The organism is Polyangium sp. 15x6 (assembly GCF_029960785.1).
Lineage (GTDB): Bacteria > Myxococcota_A > Polyangia > Polyangiales > Polyangiaceae > Polyangium.
In genome coordinates this window covers 35,802-52,031 of record NZ_JASBQE010000089.1, presented here as the reverse complement: position 1 = coordinate 52,031, position 16,230 = coordinate 35,802, and the positions used below count along the sequence as shown (strand labels likewise).

Annotated in this window: 11 protein-coding genes; 7 read left to right on the top strand and 4 right to left on the bottom strand. The window is 68.0% G+C overall.

Annotated features, from left to right (window positions below):
* Window positions 1-30 precede the first annotated feature (30 nt).
* Complete coding sequence (tssI, locus tag QHF83_RS40955) at window positions 31-2,082, bottom strand: type VI secretion system tip protein TssI/VgrG (protein ID WP_282423530.1); 2,052 nt, start codon at window positions 2,080-2,082, stop codon at window positions 31-33.
* A 140-nt stretch (window positions 2,083-2,222) separates the two neighbouring features.
* Between tssI (QHF83_RS40955) and tssI (QHF83_RS40950) the strand changes: the two genes are divergently transcribed.
* The 7 genes from tssI (QHF83_RS40950) (at window position 2,223) to QHF83_RS40920 (ending at window position 11,689) form a co-directional block, all read left to right on the top strand.
* On the top strand, window positions 2,223-3,698 hold the full coding sequence (gene tssI / locus QHF83_RS40950) for a type VI secretion system tip protein TssI/VgrG (protein WP_282423529.1): 1,476 nt from the start codon (window positions 2,223-2,225) through the stop codon (window positions 3,696-3,698).
* Window positions 3,695-4,306 (top strand): COMM domain-containing protein, encoded by a 612-nt coding sequence (locus tag QHF83_RS40945; RefSeq protein WP_282423528.1) that lies wholly within the window; start codon window positions 3,695-3,697, stop codon window positions 4,304-4,306. The genes tssI (QHF83_RS40950) and QHF83_RS40945 overlap by 4 nt, the downstream gene beginning before the upstream one ends.
* 71 nt (window positions 4,307-4,377) lie before the next feature.
* Entirely contained in the window at window positions 4,378-5,937 is a 1,560-nt protein-coding gene (locus tag QHF83_RS40940; RefSeq protein ID WP_282423527.1) for a hypothetical protein, read from the top strand.
* Between the two features lie 15 nt (window positions 5,938-5,952).
* Complete coding sequence (locus QHF83_RS40935) at window positions 5,953-8,385, top strand: DUF2169 domain-containing protein (RefSeq protein ID WP_282423526.1); 2,433 nt, start codon at window positions 5,953-5,955, stop codon at window positions 8,383-8,385.
* Between the two features lie 50 nt (window positions 8,386-8,435).
* Entirely contained in the window at window positions 8,436-10,061 is a 1,626-nt protein-coding gene (locus QHF83_RS40930) for a pentapeptide repeat-containing protein (RefSeq protein WP_282423525.1), read from the top strand.
* A gap of 10 nt (window positions 10,062-10,071) precedes the next feature.
* The gene (locus tag QHF83_RS40925) at window positions 10,072-10,617 is read left to right on the top strand and encodes a DUF3540 domain-containing protein (RefSeq protein WP_282423524.1); all 546 of its coding nucleotides are present in this window, start codon (window positions 10,072-10,074) and stop codon (window positions 10,615-10,617) included.
* 13 nt (window positions 10,618-10,630) lie between these two features.
* A complete protein-coding gene (locus tag QHF83_RS40920; protein WP_282423523.1) occupies window positions 10,631-11,689 on the top strand; it encodes a S41 family peptidase in 1,059 nt (352 codons plus the stop codon).
* On the opposite strand, the gene QHF83_RS40915 is transcribed toward QHF83_RS40920, so the two are convergent.
* Genes QHF83_RS40915 through QHF83_RS40905 form a run of 3 tightly spaced genes read right to left on the bottom strand, consistent with a single transcriptional unit; the run spans window position 11,690 to window position 16,029 of the window.
* The gene (locus tag QHF83_RS40915) at window positions 11,690-13,351 is read right to left on the bottom strand and encodes a DUF2169 domain-containing protein (protein WP_282423522.1); all 1,662 of its coding nucleotides are present in this window, start codon (window positions 13,349-13,351) and stop codon (window positions 11,690-11,692) included. It abuts the gene before it with no gap.
* Window positions 13,352-13,402: 51 nt separating this feature from the next.
* Window positions 13,403-14,770, bottom strand: coding sequence for an SGNH/GDSL hydrolase family protein (locus tag QHF83_RS40910; RefSeq protein WP_282423521.1), 1,368 nt, complete (start codon window positions 14,768-14,770; stop codon window positions 13,403-13,405).
* A gap of 11 nt (window positions 14,771-14,781) precedes the next feature.
* A complete protein-coding gene (locus tag QHF83_RS40905; protein WP_282423520.1) occupies window positions 14,782-16,029 on the bottom strand; it encodes a hypothetical protein in 1,248 nt (415 codons plus the stop codon).
* Between the last annotated feature and the right edge of the window lie 201 nt (window positions 16,030-16,230).

The window sequence follows — 16,230 nt, the reverse complement described above, 5'->3', positions numbered from 1 at the left end:
GGGCAAAGCCCCCCACGTCCCACGCGTTCCTCAGGTGTTGATCTTGACCATCGGGCCGCCCTTGATGATCACGTCGCCGCCCGACGACGTCACGCTCACGACGCCTGAGCCTGCGACTTCGATCGTCGTCGCCGTGATCGTCACCTTGTCGCCTTCGAGCGTGATGCTCGCGCCGCCTGGCGTGCCCAGCGTGATCTTGTCGTGCTCCATCACATGCGCCGTCGTCGGCCCACCACCGCCCTCGCCGGGGGGTGCGATTTGCACCGAGTGCGTCCCGCCGACCATCGTCGAGTCGATCCCGCCGACTTGCGTCGAGCGGTTCACGCCGACCACGACGCTGCGGTTCATGCCCGTCACCTCGCGCTCGCTCGCTTGAACCGTCTTCATCAGGTTCTTGCCGATGGAGATGGTCTCGTTCGCTTTCACCGTCTTCGTCCGATCGTTGCCGATCGTGACGTTCTCGTCGCGCTGGATGACCTTCGTCCGATCGTTGCCGACGGTCGTGTTCTCGTCGCGCTTGACCAGCTTGTTGTAGTCGCGTTCGGCCTGGAACCGGACGAGCTCCTTGCCGAGCGCGTCCTCGAACATCATCTCGTTGTAGCCGCCGCTCCCGCCCGTCGAGTTCGAACGCAGACCGCTCTGCGTCTTGTTGTCGGGCAGTTTCCACGGCACCTTCTGCAGGTTCGTGAACACGCGACCCACGATCACCGGACGATCCGGATCGCCGCCCATGAAGTCGACGAGCACCTCTTGCCCGATGCGCGGCAGGTTCATGCCGCCGTAGCCGGCGCCGCCCCAGGGCTGGCTCACCGGGATCCAGCATGAGCTGTTGTCGTCCATCTTCGACTCGCGATCCCAGTGGAAGTGCACGCGCACGCGGCCGAACTCGTCGCAGTGGATCTCTTCGCCCGCCGGGCCGACGACCGTCGCGCTCTCCACGCCGTTCACCTTCGGCCGCTGCATCACGGCCTTCGGGCGGTGCGGGATCTTCGTGCTCTTCGCCTCGCAATGGTGCGACCATTCGCCCGTCGACGTACCCGCCATGTGCGACTCGACGATGAGCAGTTGCTTGTCCGACGCGAGATCTGCGCGCGGGTGATCGAGGAAGCTCGTCACCACGCCTGGCGCCAGATCGAGCACGTTCGTCTGGAACGAGATCGCCGTGCCGCTGCCGCGCTTCGCTTCGAGCCGCTTCTGGGCGAGCTTCGCGCCCTCGGCCTCGTCCGTGCGCGCCTTGCCCTTGTCGTCGGCGGCGGGCGTGTCGTCGCCCTTCTCTGCGCCGAACAGGAACGCGCCCGGCGTGTAGTGGAACCGCTCGAGCTTGTCTTCGAGCGGGATCTCCGCGCCGGAGGCCGTGGCCGCGAGGTTGTACGAGGGCGGCCTGCGGTAATCGACGTCGCGCATCGTGTACTTCCCGGGGCGCACCTTGCGGGCCATGCGCACCACGGTCACGTGCTCGCGATCGGCCGTCGTGGGGTTGTCCCGGAACGCGATGGGCTTGCGGGCTGCGTTCGACTGCGGCGCGTCCGAGAGCACGAGCTTCGTCCCTTCCTCGGACGGCTCGAAGTAGAAGCTGATCCCCGCGTCCTCCAGCATGCGGCTGATGAACTGGTAGTCGGTCTCCGCGTACTGCACGCGGTACTTGCGCTTCTTGTAGGCGCCCTTGTCGATCTTGAGGACGGGCTCGATGCCCCACTCGGAGAGCATCTTCACGACGATGTCGGGCTCCGAGAGCTGCTGGAACATGCGGTGGTTCCGGCGCTGCGTCGCGAGCCAGAGCGTGGGCACGATCGAGACGTTGTACGACGACAGGCCCGTCTCTTCCGCGCCGAGCTGCTCGAGCTCGTTGCAGATGCCGGTCCAGACCCGCGGCTGCGCGCCTTCGCCGTGCCCGCCGTGCATCACGAAGCGCGCCGGCTGGCCGACGATGGCCTCGAAATCGACGTTGGGGTTGTCGCTGAGGGCGACGAGGCGCACCTCGAAGAGCTGCGAGATCTTCTCGCTCACAGAGAACTCGCGGACATCGAAGCCATCGCCCGAGGCGAGCTCGACCGAGAGATTGCTGGTTCTTGAGGCGCTCATGACGTCGTCCCGCGCGAAAGGCCCCGGGATCGGGGCGGCACGAGAAGCTAACACGACTGCCACGCCTTCGGGGAGAGGCATTCTGAAAGCCCCACCCATCTTGTCTTGACGGTCACGTCGCCATTTGTTGTCCTCTCCCCATGCCCGACGACCTCGTGCACCTCCGGATCGAGTCTGACGATTTCCCCTGCGATGATTTGCAGGTTTTCGAGCTCTCGGGACGCGAATCGCTTGGAAAGCCGTTCGCGCTCTCGATCGGCGTCGCCAGCACGAAGCCCCCGGGGCTCGACCTCGCCCTCGTCGAGGGCGCGACGGCGACGCTCGTATTCGACGTACAGGGCCAGGAAGTACGGCGCATCCACGGCATGATCGCCGAGATCCGCGACCGCATCGACACCGAGGCAAACACCTGTTCGTACTACCTGCTCCTCGTCCCGCGCGCCCATCGCCTCTCGCTCGTGCGGACGCAGGAGATCTTCATGGAGCTCTCGGTCCCCGAGATCATCCAGAAGAAACTCGAGCTCGTGGGGCTCGGCGGGGACGACGTGGAGATGCGACTCACCGCGACGTACCCGAAGCGCGAGTTCGTCGTGCAGTACAAGGAGACCGACCTCGCGTTCGTCTCGCGCCTCGCCGAGCACGAGGGCATCACGTTTTTCTTCGAGCACGAGGGCGACCGCGACAAGATCGTCTTCACGGACGACAACCAGGGTTTTCCCGTGGCGCCGGGCCACGAACACGCGGCGTTCCGGTCGCGCGGCGAGCGCCGTGACATCTACCACATCGAGGCGACCACCCGCCTCGTGCCCCGGGCCCACGTGGTGCACGATTACAACTATCGTATACCGCTCGTCGATCCCACGGGCAGCGCCGACGCGCCGTCCGGGCTCGGCGGCGGCCTCGTCGAGTACGGCGCCCATTGCAAGACGCCCGTGGAAGCCGCGCGGCTCGCCAAGATCCGCGCCGAGGAGACCGAGGCGACGCACCGCGTCTTCAGCCTGGAGAGTGATCTCGGCTGGGTCCGCGCGGGCGGGAGCTTCACGCTCGAAGGGCACCCCAAGCTCGGCGACGTCACCTTCCTCGTCACCGAAATCGAGCACGCGGCGCGTCATCCCGTCGCCCTCTTCGGCGGCAAGGAAGAGATTCCTTATACGAACTCGTTCCGCGCCATCGAGAACACCATTCCCTTCCGGCCCGCGCGCGTCACGCCGAAGCCCCACATCAACGGCGTCGTCAACGGCGTCATCGCGCACGAGATGGAGGGCACCGAAAGCCTCTTCGCGCGCATCGACGAGGAGGGCCGTTACCTCGTCCGCATGATGTTCGACACGTCGCAAACGGGCGACCGACAATTCGTCTCACGCCGTATTCGTATGGCCCAGCCGCACTCCGGTCAGAATTATGGGCACCATCACCCCTTGAAGCCCGGGACCGAGGTCCTCGTCGGCTTCGTCGACGGCGACCCGGACCGGCCCATCATCTTGCATACCGTTCCCAACGCGATCACACCCTCGCCTGTTGCGTCGAACAGCGCGCCGGCACACCGCATCAAGACGGCGACGGGGATTCTGATCGAGATGAAGGACGCGTTGATCAAGAGCAACGGCAGCGCATGACCCTCCCCTTGTTTTGCCTCGGCGGCAAAGCCGCGCCCGAGGCGATCGCGGCCGACCTCAAGACCCTCGCGCGGCTGCCCGAGCGAGCTCGCGCGCGATTCTGGGACGCGCTCGGCCCGGCGCTGCCCGATCCTGTGCCGGCCTCGGCCGAGTCTGCGCTCGATACCTTCGCGCGCGCGTTCGACGTCCCGCGCGACGATCTTGCCCGCGCGCTCAAGGCCTCGCGTTTCCTCGTGCGCGAGGCGTGCGCGCGGGGCCTCGAGCGCTCGCGATTCGAGGAAGACATCGTGGGCCTCGCGGGTGGCTCGCTCTCGCCGGAGGCCGCGGTCATCGCGCCGATTTTGCTCTCGAAGTACGACGCGGTACGCACGGCCATCGGGGCGGGCGCCTTACGGGATACGCTCACGGATCACGGCGCCGTCGTCGAATCGATCGAATGGCGGGTCGACGCCGTCCTCGCTTCGAGCCGCGGCGACGCGGGGACCGGGAAGATCGCGATCCTCACGCTCGGCTACCGCGACGGTGATCGTAAAGATCGCATCACGCTGCATCTGTCATCCGAGAAACTCGAAGAGCTCCGGCGCGCGTGCGAGCGCATGTCGGGCTAGTCATTCGACTTCATAGCTTTACAGCCGGATGAGCGCTCTGTTAGCGTCTCTTCCGTAGGAGGCGCGAGCACATGGCGGACGATGTCTCGGCGGAGGGCAAGTACCTTCTGATTTCGGTGCCCGATTTCGCGATCGATCCGGTCGGGCAGAAGGCCAAGATGGTGCACGAGGATCCGGACGACGAATCCTCGCCGCTGATTCCCAAGGGCGATCGCCTGGGCCAGACGATGAGCTCGTTCCTGCGGCTCGGCGCCTTCCACGAGCACCCGGAGAACGACCCGGCGGCGAAACGCGCGCAGGAGCTTGCCAAAGTGGCGCTCGTGGTCTCGTCGGGCCAGGGCGGCCCGGCCACGCTGCCTTTCGGGTCCGAGGTCAGAACGAAATACCCCAACCTGGAGGACAACACCGGCGTCGGCGTCCTCCCGCTCAGGGACGCGAACGGCGATATCGTCAAGGACGAGAAGACGGGCAAGGACAAGGAGGACAACCGAGGCGTTTTCCTCGACGATCAGCGCATCGGTGACCCGCCGTGGGGCGAGGACGACCGCGACAACCAATCACGCCTCAAGGAAGAGCGCCTGGCCCATAGCGCGGCGCTGCTCACGCGCGGCGGCTGGTGGGATCATACGGACGGCAATCGCATCTCGACCACCTATGGCGACAAGGTCGAGGTCATCCGCGGCAACTACAAGATGGTCGTGATGAGTCGCCAGGACGACCCCGGGGGCGCGGGCGGCTGGGACCTCTCCGGCGGCCATCTCCAGGATCTCGGCCCGGCCTCGATGCCCGGCGCCAGCGTGCGCGTGGAGTTCCATGCCGGCCTGTTCGGGCAACGTGGCACCTGGCACCTCGAGAACACCACGAACAACTTCTGCCAGACCAGCGATTACGCCGGCGACTTCTACGAGCACTGGTACGGCAACTACAAGCATTCCATCGTGGGCTCCGAGAACCCACAAGAGTGGAACGAGGATCTGGAAAAACCCTACGGCAACCCCGAGATCCTGGAGAAGACCTGGGCCTCGAAGATCGAGAGCTACACGGGCAGCTCGGCCAAGCGGGTCCCCTCGATCACCGAGGAGACGTACGCGGACACGACGAGCTCGACGACGGACGTCACGGGCGACATCAGCGAAACCACGTATTGCGACGGCACGATCACCTCCAAGACGGGCAGCTTCACCCGCCGCGTGCCCGCGACGTTCGAGGAGACGTACGTGCTCAGCTCGAACACCAAGACCGACGTCCTCAACTCGAACGAGCTGACGATCGTCGGCGCGCAGTTCGAGACGACGATGGCGGGTACGATGGGGAGCCTCACGATCGCCGCGGCGCAGCTCGACACGGAGATCATCGGCGCGAAGGGCAACATCAGCATCGTCGGGCTCACGGGCGAGTTCACGCTGGGCGCGCGCGTCGGCCTCACGATCGGGTGGAGCCACGAGTGGACGATCGGCAAGCACCACGAAGAGATCCGCATCCCGGACAAGAAGGAGATCGCGTTGAAGGAGCTCAATGCCTCGCTCCAGACCATGCACGCGACCCTCAACGACTCGACGGTCTCGCTCGACAGCAAGCTCACGGCCTTGCAAGTAGGCATTGCCGGCATCCAGGTGCAGCTCGGGCTCTGAGCTTCCGGCGACGTCATGCTCACGAAAAACCTCACCCCCTTCCTCGTCGGCACGAAGCTCACCTCGCGGCGCCCGCCACAGCCCGAGATGACCGTCGTCGTCCGCGCCACGTATGCGCTCGGGCCCGGCGGCGCGCTGAAGGTCGTCGAGCAGCCGATCGATCAGCGCTTCCTCTCCGGCGAGACGTTCGCGGACAGCGACGAGGAGCGCACGGGCGAGAGCCTCTTTCCCAGCGACTTCGCCGATTTCAAGCTGAACGCCGAGGTCTTCGTCAAGGGCCATTGCCACGCCGCCGGCGGCATTCCCCTCACGGAGTGCCTCGTCCGGTTCGCGGTCGGCGCCTGGTCGAAGACCTTGCGTGTCGTCGGGCGGCGGGCCTGGTCCGACAAACTGCCCGGCGCCGTCCCCTCGGCTCCGATCGGCTTCACGAAAATGCCCCTCACCTGGGCGAACGCGTTCGGCGGCGCAGGTTTTCTGGACAACCCCGCCGGCAAGGGCCTCGGCGACGAACTGCCCAACGTGGAATACCCGGACGTGCCGGTCCGGAGCCGCGGCGATCGCCCGATTCCAGCGGGGTTTGGCCCCGTGAGCCCGTACTGGCCTGCCCGCGCGGGCAAACTCGGCAAGGAGTACGGAAAGGCCTGGCAGGACAAACGCGCGCCGTTTTACGCCGAGGATCTCGACTGGACGCACTTCCACGCCGCGCCTCCGGATCAGCAGCTCCCCGGGTATCTGCGCGGCGACGAGGAGCTCCTCTTCCAGAACCTCTCGCCGACCGAGCCCACGCTGCGCACGCGCCTGCCCGGCACGCGCGTTCGCGCCTTCGTGCACGACGACGCCGGCCGGTTCCGCGAGGTGCCGATTTCGCTCGACACCTTGCTCGCCGACCTGGATCGCAACGTCCTCGAATTGACGTTCCGTGGCGTCATCGAGGTCCGCGAGCACGATCTCGAAGACGTCCGCACGATGCTCATCGCCCAGGAGCAGCTCGGCACGAGGCCCCTTCCCGAGGCCCATTACCGGGACATCCTCCTCGCCTTCGAGAAGGATCCGGTGAACCTCGCCGCGGCCATGCCCCCCGAATTTGCCGACGTCATCGCCCGCGCGCAGGCTGAAAAGCGCGGCGAGCCGCCTCCCCTGCGCTCGGATCTCGATCCCATTTCGGCGAAGATCGATCAGAAGCTCGGCGCGTTCGGCGCGCCCATGGTCGCAGAGGTCAGCAAGAGCATCGCCCAGGCGCGCGAGAAGGCAAAGGGGCACAAGGACATCGACGCCGACCTCGCGAAGGCCGCGCAAGCGGTCGACGACGCGCCGCCTTCGATGGTCATCAAGAAGCCGGGCGTCCTCCCGCCGCTCGGCCTGCGCAGGACCATGCGCAGCGTGCTCGAAGAGGTCGAGCGCGTCAAAAAGAACCTCGCGGACAAGGACGTTCCTGCGGACAAACGGGAGGAGCTCTCCGCCAAGCTCGCCGAGCTCGAAGCCGTCCCCCACGATCCCCGCTGGCAAAAGCTCGATCCTGCGTACCGCCCGCCCACGGGCCCCATTTCGACGGACGAACCCGGGCCGGGGCGTGATCTCTCCGAGCAGGACCTCACCGGGCAGGATCTGCGGGGCCTCGACTTGCGCGGCGCGAACCTCGAAGGCGCGATCCTCACGCGCGCCGACCTCTCCGGCGCCGATCTCTCCGGCGCGAATCTGCGCGACGCCGTGCTCTTCAAGACGAACCTCGAAGGCGCGCGACTCGTCTCTGCGGATCTCCGGCGCGCGAACCTCGCCCGCGTCCGCGCCAAGAATGCAGATTTCAGCCACGCATCCCTGGAAACGGCTTTTTTCGAGGACGGCGACCTCGAAGGCGCCACGCTCGCGCAGGCGAGCGGCCCCTATGCGGTGTTCACTCGGACGAACCTCACGGGAGCCCGCGCCGAGCGCGCCGACTTCGAGCGCGCCGATTTCACCGAGGCCACGATCGACGGCGCCTCGTTCGAGCGCGCCTCGCTCGTCTCCGCGCTCCTCGCTCGTGTCCGCGGCCGAAAGGCACGGCTCGTGGGCGCGCGCATCGGGGGCGCGAGCTTCCACGACGCGCACCTCGTCCTCGCCTCGCTCGCGGATACCTCCGGCGAAAAGGTCCTCCTCGAAGGCGCGAACCTCGAAGACGCCGACCTCTCCCACGCCGATCTCCCGGGCTCCCATTTCACCCGCGTCTCCGCGACCGCGGCCTCGTTCGTCCGGGCGAACCTCCCGGGGGCCCGGTTCTACAAGGCGAAGCTCGATGGCGTGGACGCGACGCAAGCCAACTTCTTCGAAGCCGATTTTTCGAGGGCGCTCGTGAGCCGGACGAAGTTCGTGAAGGCAAACCTCTACGAGACGAATTTCACCGCCGCGCAAGGCAAGGACGCCGATTTCAACGGGGCGAACCTGAAGCGCTCCACCCTGGAGCGTGGCGCGTGAGCCCGGCCGAACTCGCCGCACGCCTCCGATCGGGAGAAAGCTTCGAGGGCGTGACCCTCGACGGTGTGGATCTCCGTGGCCAGGACCTCGGCGCCGCGAAACTCGCGAAAGCCAAGCTCCGCGGCGTGCGGCTCGACGGCGCCTCCCTCCGCAATGCAAACCTCGCGGAGGCCGAAATTTTCGACACCTCGCTCGAAGGGGCGAACCTCGAAGGAGCGAACCTCGAGGGCACGAAATGCCTCCGCGTGAGCTTCGCGGGCACGAGCCTCGCGACGGCCAATCTGCGCCGCGCCGTCCTGCCGCGGGCAAACCTCGCGCGGGCGCGGCTCTGGAGCGCGGATTTTTCGGAGGCCATGCTCGAAGGCGCGGATCTCTCGGGCGTGGATGCGGAAAACGCCGTCTTCCACCAGACGGTGCTGATCGGGGCGAACCTCACGGGCGCGAACCTCCGCGGAATCCGCATGGAGCAGAGCGTCCTCTCGCGCGCACGGCTCGTCCGGGCAAACCTCGACGGCGCGACGCTCGACGTGGTCCTCTTCCACGAGGCCGATCTGCGCGGCGCGACGCTGCCCAAGGTCCTCGGCAAATGCCAGCTCGACCGGGCGATCCTGAGCAAGCTCGATCGGAATCGCGACGACGGCGCTGTGCTCCCGGCCGAGGAGGGCGAGGCCGATCGCGCCGACCTCGCAGGAAGAAATCTCTTCTTCACGTCGCTGCGCGGCGTCTGCCTGCGCGACGCGCGCCTCTCGGGGGCGAACCTCGAAATGGCGGATCTCTCGGGCTGCGATCTCACGGGCGCGGACCTCGCCGGCGCCAATTTGAAGCGCACGATCCTCCAGCGCGCCAAGCTCGTGCTCGTGAATCTCGCGGGGCAGGACCTCGAAATGACCACGCTCACCGAGGCCGACCTCTCCGGCGCGAGCCTCGAAGGCGCGCGGCTCCTGATGACCCAGCTCGATCGGGCCGTCCTCGCCGGGACGATCCTCTCGCACGCGTTCCTGTGGGGCGCGAGCGTCCGCGGCGCGAGCCTCGAAGGCGCGAAGATCGAGCGAGCCACGTTCAAGACCGTCGATTTCGGCGGCATGGATCTCCGGAACCTGCGCCTCGCGGGCCTCTCCATGCACCGCTGCTCGTTCTTCAAATCGAACCTCCGCGGCATGAACCTCGCCGGCTGCGATTTTACGCATGCCGATTTCACGGACGCGGATCTGTCCGGCGCGAAGCTCACGAATGCCACGGCCACGCAGGCCTGCTTTGCGCGCACGCGGCTCGAAACGGCCGATCTCACCGGGCTCCAGGCGAAAGGCGCGTTCTTCGGGGACGCGGCGGTGTCGGGGGCGCGCTTCACCGGCGGGCGGCTCCGGCATGCGACGTTCACCGGGGCGGAGGCGGGCTTCGCCCATTTCGGCGGCGCGGACCTGCGCGAGACACTCTGGGTGCGCTCGAAGGCGAAAGGCGCGATCTTCGGCGGGGCGAAGCTCTCCCACGCGGACTTCTCCCATGCCGACGTGCGCGAGGCCGATTTCTCCACGACGAACCTCTCCCACGCCAACCTGCACAACGTCCGGGATTCGGGCGCGCTCTTCGTGGGCGCGAACCTCCTCGGCGTCCGCCGCACCGATGTCGACCGGCTCGAAGCGGAGGCCTACAGGCCCCCGCCGCGCGAAGGAGCTTGAAGGAGACCCCATGTCGAACGTAGCGCGATTGCGTTTCGAGGAAACCGCGGACAAGGGCCTCTACCTCGGCCCGGCGACGGTCGCGTCCGTCCGCCCCGCCGAAATCGAGGTCGACCTGCCGAAAGGCGGCAAGGTCCACGCGCGCCTCGCCCTCGCCCATGCGTACGAGCCCGTCCCCGGCGACGAGGTTCTCGTCATCGGGAACGCCGAGGGCCACTGGATCATCGGCGTTGTGCACGCGCGGGGTCCCGCGGTCCTGCATTTCCCCGCCGACGCCGAGCTGCGCGCCGGGGGGACGCTCCGGATCGCAGCGGATCGCGGGGTCGAGATCGCCTCGCCCGAGCTCTCCGTGACCTCGAAGAAGATCCGCACGATCGCCTCGGAGGTCGTCCACGCGTTCACCACGCTGCGCCAGCGCGTCACGGAGCTCATCAGTGTGCAAGCTGGACAAACGCACACGGTCGTCGAGGGTTCGATGCACTCGCAGGCGAAGAGCGCGACGATCCTCACCGAGGAAAAAGTCTCGATCAACGGCAAGGAAGTCCACCTGGGCTAGGAGGCGCTCTGCCATGCTCCCTGCATCGAACCGCGGAGCCGGAATGAATTTCGGGTTTCCGGACGTCTGCCTCACGCCGACGCCGGTCGGCCCCGTCCCCATTCCGTATCCGAACATCGCGATGAACGCGCAGGCCTCGGTGTTCTCGCCGATCGTGAAGGTCTCGGGCGTCCACGCGCTGAACCTCGGATCGATCATCGCCATGACCTCCGGCGACGAACCCGGCACGGCGCACTGGACCGTGAAGGGCCCGGGCAAGTACGTCATGGGCAATCCGATCGTGTTCGTCGACAAGATGCCCGCGATCAACCTGACCTGCCCGACGATGGGCAACACCGGGAACAACGCCCTCGGCGCCGTCGTGGTCCCGAGCGCCGTGAACGTGTTTTACGGATACGCACAATCCCCGGCCGCGGCCTCGCCGGACAGCGTCTCGGCCACGCGCGCCGCGGCTCTCGGTGACGCCATCCTCGGCCGCGCAGGCACGGCGCCGCTCGCGGCCGTGATGCTCGACGACGGAATCGGATACGTGCGAGTCGCGGTCGTCACGACGGACATCACGAGCCGCTTTCACGTGGCGGCGCGGAAGCTCGAAGCCGAAGGCGCGCGGGCGCTCGTCCTCGATCTCGCGGGCTGCCCGGGCGGCGACGTCGACGCGCTCGTCGCGTGGGCGGCGACGTTCCTCGACGCGGGCGCGGAGATCGTCCGGATCGAGGACGCCGAAGGGGACGAGGTCGTTCGCCGCGCCGAATTGCCAGCGGCGTACACGATGCCGCTCGTCGTGCTCGTCGACGGCGCGACGGGCTCGGCCGCGGAGATCCTCGCCGCGGCGCTGAAGGCGCACGGCCGCGCCCTCGTCCTCGGCCAGCGGACCCACGGAAAAGGCAGCGCGCAGCGCCTCGTTCCGGGAGAGGAGGATTCGTTCGCCTATCGCACGGCCGCGCATTCCACGGGGCCGGGCGGAATCGCGATCGACGGCGTCGGCGTCGAGCCCGATCTCGTCCTCGACGGCGAATTCGGCCTCGCGTGGGTCACGGCCGCGTGCCACGCGGCCCGCGCCCGTCTGTCCTGACTAACTCTTTTTCTTGGGCGGCCCGAACCCGCCGTACAGCGACTTGTTGACCGCCGGCCGCGGCGGGATTCGCGGCGGCGGGGGCTTCGGGATCTCGACCTGCGGCTCCTTCGGCGATTCCGCCCACGGATCGGTCCGCGCGGGGCGCGGCGGCGCCGGGGGAGCGGCAGCGGTCGGAGGCGCTTTCGGCGCGACGGGCTCGGGGTTCGGCGTAGGCGCGCTCGGCACGGGCGCGCTCGGCGGCGGGGGCGGCGGCTCGGCGGCTGCCTCCGACAAATCGAGATTCGCCAGATCCGCCGCGAACGAGAGGGCCCGCGTCACCTCTTCGACGATCGGCATGGGTGCGACTTCGGCGGGGCCCCTCGACCAGGGCGCGCCCGGAATGGGAGCCCCCGCAGCCGCGGGCGACGCGGACTTGGGCCCGCCTGCGAACGGAATCGCGGGCTTCTGCTGCGCGGCGACCGCCGCGTCCCCGTCGAGGGCGAACGTCCCTTCGAACGGGTGTTGCGGGGACCTTTGCGCGAATGGCATCGGCTCCGAGCTCGGCACGATGTCTTCGAGCACCATCGTCGATTCGCTCCCGCCGCGCGACCACGTATCGCTCCGGGCCGTGGTCGTGGCCAGATCGTCGACCGTCGTGACCAGGGGTTGCCCTTTCTTTTCCGGCATCGGCGGCGGGGTCAAGAGGTGCGCGAGCGGGCGCCCCTCGGTCTCGATGCCGCCCGCGATGCGCAACGTGCCGAGGGCCCGCTCGTCATCGAGGGGCACGACGACGCGACAAACGAGCGAACACCGCAGCGTGTCCGCGTCGATGCGCAGGATGTCGGGCCGCATCGCAATGGTACGCGCGGCCTCGGGCGCGCCCGGCGACAGGCCGAAGAGCGTCACGAGGCCCCGCGCCGTGGGCAGGCGCGACGAAATCCGCGGATGCTCCGGGTGCAGCCCCTCGAGCACGATCCATTCGTTGCCCACGAGCGATTCGATCTGCTGGTCGTGCGGCGCGGCCTGGAAATAGGACCAATCGAAATCGGCCGGGATCTCCGGCACGGGCTGCTCGAGCGCCATGGGCGAGAGCGAGCCGAGGAGCGACTTGCGTTGCGCGAGCGCGCGCGAGATCGGCCCAAAACCCGCGACGATGCTCCCGTCCGTCGGGTACACCACGTTCGGCGGCGAGGATCCGGGCGCTTTCCCCGTCCCGTGCGGGTTCGGCCGGAAACCGATGCCGCCGAGCGCGCGCTCGTACACGAGGGGAATCTTGTCGAAGGGCGTGATCTCGGCGCCCTTGCGATCGCCGTAGACGTGAAGCGTCTTGTCGAGCAGCGCGTGGCCATGGAAGACGGCGAGGCGCACGACCTGCCGGGTCACGGTGGTCCCCGCGGGCGCGCAGGCGTGCCCGGAAAGCACGATATCGACGCGCGGCAGGTGCGGCACGACGTCGCTCGTGGCGCGAATGCTGCGGGTCGGGTTGTCGCGGTGGTGCATCTCGGCGCGGAACAGCTCTTCCGGGGCGATGGGCTGCATCGGCGCGCCGGAAACGAAGTTGAACGTGGCCTTGAGCACGCACGTGACGTGGAGCTTTCCAGCGTGACGAAAAACGGTCGTTCCCCCCTTCGACGGTCCGACGGTGGTGATGGGAACGGGCCTGTGGGCGACGAGGGCCATCGGCGCGGAGCGTATCACGAGCCTGGCTGATGGGGCCGGGGATTCGCCCGTTCAGTCGATCGCGACCACGGTGAAGAGGTAGGGCCCGGGCAAAGGCCCGGACGCGCTCACGTAGGTATCCGCGGAGATCCAGTACGTCCCCGGGCCCGCGTTCACGTCGAGCACTTTGTCGGCGCGCGAGACGCAAAGCGCGGCGCCGCCCGGATCCTCCATGAAGTGCACGTCGATATCGACGCCCGCGGCGTCGAACACACGAATGCGCAGGTTCGTCGGCTCGGTCAGCGTGAGCCGGTAGACGACCTCGGATCCGCCCTCGTCGACGGGGCTGCACGAATACTGGTTCGCGACGGAGATCTTGCTCGCGGCGGTGTCGCGATCGTCGACGAAGGGGAGCGCGTCGATCTCGAAGGGGCTCTCCCACGTCCCCTCCCCCGCGAGATCCTTGGGCCGCGGCTCGGGCGCCTCGCCTTCGAGCAGGAAACGCCGGGCGCGGTCGAGCGCCTCGATCGTGAGCAAGTTTCGCCGATTCATCCCCTCGCCGAGGCCCGCGGCGTCGAACCAGCAGGCGTGCACGCCGCCCTGCGCGAACGATTGCAGATGAATGCCGTCGCCGACGAGGCCGTGATCGGGCAGCTCGGCGAGCGTGCCGAAGAGATCCATGAGCGGCGCTTGCCGGGCCTGGGCCACGGCGCGGACGACGGCATTCATTTCGGGGACGAGCGCGCGGGCCTCGTCGTTATCGTCGCGCTGGGGCAAGGTCGTGAGCCATGGGACGACGCCGGCCGCGGCGAGCTCGTCGACGACGCGAAGGAGATTTTGCGCGAAGGGCTCGATGCCCTGCGGATAGGTATCGTTCGTGCCGAGCAGGACGACGGCGAAGGCCGGCGTGATGGCGGCGATCTCCTGGGCGAGCGGCGAAGGATCGCCGGCGAGGACGGCCCCCGAGGACCAACCGACCTTCGCGGCCAGGGTGATCCGTTCGAACGAGGTCTTCGCGCCGTCGGCGAGGTCTTTCCCGAAAAACGCGCGCGCAGGCTCGAGGGCGGCGCTCGGGCCCCACTGGATGTCATTGCTGCCGAAACACGTCGCGAACCCGGTATTGACGGTATTCGAATCGCCGACCTTGGCGAAGATGCTCGTCCGCCCGGGGCTCGTGGCGAGAATGCCTTTCCATCGCTCGACGACGGTCTTCGAGAGGGGCGAATGCCGCAGGCCGTGCGGATATCGGATCGGACCGGACGGTTCGGGCACGCTGCCGCCGCCGCCGCCTCCGCCGCCTCCGCCTCCGGTCCCGCTCCCGCTGTCGCCTCCGCTTCCGCTCGCGCTTCCGTCGGTCGGCGACGAATTCGGTCCGTCCATGGAACAGGCGGCGACGAGCAGGACGAACGGCAGAGCGAAGGTCGGACGTATCGCGATCATGACCGGAAAGACTACTTCTTCGCTCGATGCCGCGCGAGCCACAACCGCGCGATTTCCGAGAGCGACTCCTCGTCCGCGAGCGCCGCGTCCTCTTCGAGCAGCGCGAGGATCTGCGTCGCCGTGAGCCTGCTATGGTCGTCGAACGTGCCGTCCTTCGCCCACGCCGAAAGCCTCGCCGCGATCGGCGCCGCGCGCCCCGACTCCTTGATCGAGCGCACGAGCCGGTATCCACCGAGCTCACCCTGGCGCGAAACGCCGCTGAACCGCAGCGCGAGCCCGAGCAGGAACGTGTCCACGTCGAGCCCCGTCTCCGTGAGCCGCTCCGCCTCGGTCGCGTGCGAGGCCTCGCCATAACTCGAATATGCGACCCGGTCGAACTGGTCGCCCATGATGCGGAGCTGGAGCTGGAGGAAACAGCCGAGCTTGCCCATCTCGTAACAGAGCTCGGCGTACTCGCGCGCGACCTGCGCGGGCCGAGAATCCATCGAGCAGCGGCCCATCGGGCGCCAGATTCGATAATACGAGAGCGCCTTCTCCTTGTCGCCCGCGGCCCGCGCCGCCGCGATCTTTTCCTCCGCGTCCTCCTCGAACGTGGCACGCGTGGTGTCGTACACCGGCGGATCCGACGCGAGCAGCGTGGCCACGTACGACCAGGCGTCGAGCGCCTCCATCGGAATGCGGCCCTCGGACGAGACGTACGTCGGCTCGATTCGAATCCGCGACGAACCTCTCTCGAACACGAGCGGCACGCCCGCCGCGGCCCGCTCCATCGAGCCCGTCACGAGCTTCCAGCCGGATCGGTTCCAGAAACGAGCTTGATCGTACGCCTCGTCGGTCGCCGCGAATTCGACCTGGAGTTCGTAGAGATCGCCCTCGGCCTCGCGCTCGATGGAGAGCACCACGTCGTCGACCTCCGCGTGCTGCCCGTCCACGTCCTTGACGAGGAGGCCGTGGGCGAGGCGAATGGGTTTGGCCTGGCGCTCGGCTTGATCGTACATGGACTGGAATTGCGCCATCGCGGGCCAGGACCAGCGCGGGTTCGCGTGGGGGCTCCGAGGAAACCGCGGGCGATGCTCGGCGGTGATGAGCGGCGCCTCCGGCTTCGCGCTCGCGCGCTGCGAAGGCGTGCACTCGAGCCCCGCCACGACCGAGAGCGCCGCCCCGAGGAGGAGCACGATCCGCGCGACCCCACCCGATCGCCGCGTCTCGCCCGCCGGCCCCTCGCCCTGCCCCCTGCCCTCGCTGCCCGAAACGTCCATGCCCGAACCTCCGTCCGATCCACCCGGCGCTCGCCGGGCCGATGACCTCTGACGTTCGAGGAGCCGCGAGGGTTCCAGAAAAGGGATCCGTCCCTGCCCTACGGCGGCCGGAAAAACCGTGCCCGCCGCGCTTGTGCCCCGCCGAGCCCTTCCGCTAAGCTCCGCGCCCGCCGGCAGGACGCCGGTAAAACCACCTGGAAG